The organism is Mycobacterium sp. (genome assembly GCF_035603715.1).
Classification (GTDB): Bacteria; Actinomycetota; Actinomycetes; order Mycobacteriales; family Mycobacteriaceae; genus Mycobacterium.
In genome coordinates this window covers 1-2,987 of sequence record NZ_DATNJW010000252.1, presented here as the reverse complement: position 1 = coordinate 2,987, position 2,987 = coordinate 1, and the positions used below count along the sequence as shown (strand labels likewise).

The 2,987-nt window shown below is 62.1% G+C and carries 3 protein-coding genes; 1 reads left to right on the top strand and 2 read right to left on the bottom strand.

Annotation, left to right across the window (positions count from 1 at the left end; translation table 11 throughout):
- Together VN856_RS10635 and VN856_RS10630 are read right to left on the bottom strand one after the other, a co-directional pair.
- Positions 1–1,148: hypothetical protein (locus tag VN856_RS10635; RefSeq protein WP_325688737.1), on the bottom strand; the 1,148-nt coding region annotated here is incomplete at its 3' end.
- A gap of 1 nt (position 1,149) precedes the next feature.
- Positions 1,150–2,007: an MBL fold metallo-hydrolase gene (locus VN856_RS10630; RefSeq protein WP_325688735.1), complete on the bottom strand. Its 858-nt coding sequence runs from the start codon at positions 2,005–2,007 to the stop codon at positions 1,150–1,152.
- 111 nt (positions 2,008–2,118) lie between these two features.
- Between VN856_RS10630 and VN856_RS10625 the strand changes: the two genes are divergently transcribed.
- Positions 2,119–2,928 (top strand): crotonase/enoyl-CoA hydratase family protein, encoded by an 810-nt coding sequence (locus tag VN856_RS10625; protein ID WP_325688733.1) that lies wholly within the window; start codon positions 2,119–2,121, stop codon positions 2,926–2,928.
- Positions 2,929–2,987 lie beyond the last annotated feature (59 nt).

Below are 2,987 nucleotides of genomic sequence, written 5' to 3'. Positions count from 1 at the left end.
TCGTAGTCGCCACCCCAATGATCGTCCATTAGCGCATTCATCATCAGGACATCGCCGAGGGGCCAACCCCAACCAGGACCCCAAAATGGATAGGGATAGAAGCCGGGATAGAAGAACATCCCGTTGTAGTAGCCGCCCCCGTAGTAGTGCGGATAGCCCGGCTGCTGGGTGGTGGCGTAGTTGTTGTTGTCGATCGTGACCGTCTTACCGGTGTCAGGATCCCGCGTCTGCACCGAGGCCTGCTTACGGTCCTCCTCGGGAACTGAGGTCACGGCAGCGATGCCCAGCTTCCGGTTCGCCTTGGCCACGGCGGCTCGCACGACCCCGAGGTGTGCCCGCGCTGCGCTGTAGTCATGGGCCTGGTACGCCTTGCGGGCGGCGCTCAGGCTGGAGTTGGCCTTTAGCGTCTCAGCGCTGACGTCTGGGCCGCTCGTAGTGACCACCGCGTTATCGAGATCGCTGACATCGGACTCGGCGGCGATCAAGCCCCGTTTGATCTGCTCTCGCGCCTCTGCGTCCTTGCGGCGCTTACGATTCCGTGCGGGCAACCAGATCAGACCAACGATCAGAGCGAGGACGACGATCAGCGTTACCCACAGCCACGTCCAGCTGGTGTGCTTCGCATCGGCAGTGGGAGAGGTCGTCGCCGGTGCGCCGGCAGCCACGTTCACGCCGGCCAGCTTGTTGACGAATTCGCTGGTTGCACCATATGGGTCATTGTGATGATCCCTGGCCGACTGACGCAGAATGTAGTCGACGTTGTCGGCGATCGCCCTGGGCACGTCATAGGCGCGCACGTGGTAGCCCTTGGAGTCGATGACCAGGATGACCCCGCTGAACGCCGGATGGCGGCCCAAGATGATGTCGTGGATCGCGTCCGGTGTCGTCACACCGGTCTGGTCCGGCGCGACCGCCGCCACCCAGATCGGCGGGCGGGAACTCCACGTCCACGAGCTGGTCAGGATCTGCTGGTTGATTGCATCGGAGTTGTCCAACGGGGGTTTCGCCGCGGGGTCAGCCACCACATGTGCTTGGGCCTGAAACTTGGCCGCCACCTGCTCTGTGTAGGTATCGGCCGACGCAGACGGCGCGAACACCAGTGCCAGCGCCAAGATGGACGGGACCAAAGCGAGCCTCCCCAATCCCATGTCAGATTTCTCCTGTCGCTATCCCGTTGGGGGTGAATGTGTAGGTGTCGCCGTGCGCGAGGTAGACGAATTTCGTTCGCGTGGTTGAGGCTTGGGCTGCCTTCTTGAAGTCGTCCAGTCCCGAGAGGAACACCGAGAAGTCGTTGTAATGGATGGGGATGGCGGTCCGGGGTTTGGTGATTTCGACGGCTCGTACTCCTTGTTCGCCCGTCATCGTGACAACGGTGACCAGGAAGGTCGTGCCGCCCGTGTGAATCAGGCCGAGGTCGATGTCGGGGTAGCGGCGCGGGATGTCCTCGAGACTATCGACGAGCATAGTGTCCCCGGTGATGTAGAGCCGGTAGAGCTGATCGCCGTTGCGACTGAAGTCGAGCAGGTGCCCATTGACGGGCATGAGCAGCTCGTTGACCGCTTCTTCAGTGGCGTGCTTGGCCGGCATCGCGGTGATCGTCACCGTCGCTTCGCCCTTGTTCACCTCGAGGGATTCCCAGGTTTCGAGGGGATATCCGCGCTCGAAGCCGAGACCGCTGAGCTTGCCGACCGCGTCAGCCGTTGAAACGATCGGCAGATTCTTGTCGAGCTCTTGCGCGGCGACGTCATCGAAATGGTCGCCGTGATAGTGCGACAAGACGATCAGATCGATCGGTGGCAGGTCGGCGATCTGGCAGGCCGGCTCGACCTCTCGCCGGGCCCATATGCCGTGACCCAGAAAAACGTGCTCGCCTTTGTGCAGGAAGGCCGGGTCGGTCAGGATGGTCAGCCCGCCGAAGCGGATCAATGTAGTGGCGTTGCCGATGAAATAGACCTCGCCCTGTCCGAAATCGGGTGTCTCAGTGCTAGCTAACTGTAAGGAAGTCATCGTCGTCGTCTATTCCATTTGCCTTTGTTCAGCGGGTACAGCCAGGGCAACAGTATGAACGCTGTGACATAGCAAAGGTTCGCGATTCGGCGTCGCGGTAAGTTCCCACATGTGAGCGAAGACAGAGTGTGTGTGCAGATAGGTGCTGGCGGCGTGGCAACGGTGACGATGGTGCGCGCCGATAAGCACAATGCGCTTGACCAAGCCATGTTCGAGGGCTTGATGGATGCCGCGGGGCAACTGGCACATGACGCGTCGGTTCGTGCGGTGGTCTTGCACGGCGAAGGCAAGAGCTTCTGCTCGGGCCTGGACATCGCTAGCTTCATGTCCGGGCAGGGTGGAACCGGGGTTCTGCTGGAACGAGACAGCGATCGGCTGGCCAACTTCGCTCAGCGAGTGGCCTACGACTGGTCCTTGGTGCCGGCGCCGGTGATCGCCGCGATTCACGGGAATTGCTTCGGCGGCGGTCTGCAGATCGCGCTGGGTGCCGACATCCGGATCGCCGCACCGGACGCCAAGCTGTCCATCATGGAGATCAAGTGGGGCCTCGTTCCCGACATGGGTATCACGCAGACTCTCCCGCGACTAATACCCATCGACGTTGCCAAGGAGTTGACGTTCAGCGGCCGCATCGTTTCTGGCAGCGAGGCTTTGGCACTCGGGCTGGTCACGCGAAATAGTGACGACCCGCTGGCTTCGGCGCTGGCACTGGCGGACGAGATCGCCCAGAAATCTCCTGACGCAGTCCGTGCTGCCAAGCGACTGTACGACGAGACATGGGTTAGTGACGACGCCGCCGCTGCCTTGAAACGCGAATCCGAGCTGCAAGAAGGGCTGATTGGCAAGCCCAATCAGGTCGCGGCCGTAGTGGCCGGAATGTCGGGGGAGCAGCCGGTCTTCGTCGATCCCGTTGAGCGCTGATCGTTGACGGGCGGTCGGCGGTATACGACGGCGCGGCCACCCCGCCTGGGCGCAATGGC

What these genes read in the sequence shown, in the direction of transcription:
- VN856_RS10630 (WP_325688735.1), bottom strand. Translation starts at nt 2,007, where the DNA reads ATGACTTCCTTACAGTTAGCTAGCACTGAGACACCCGATTTCGGACAG.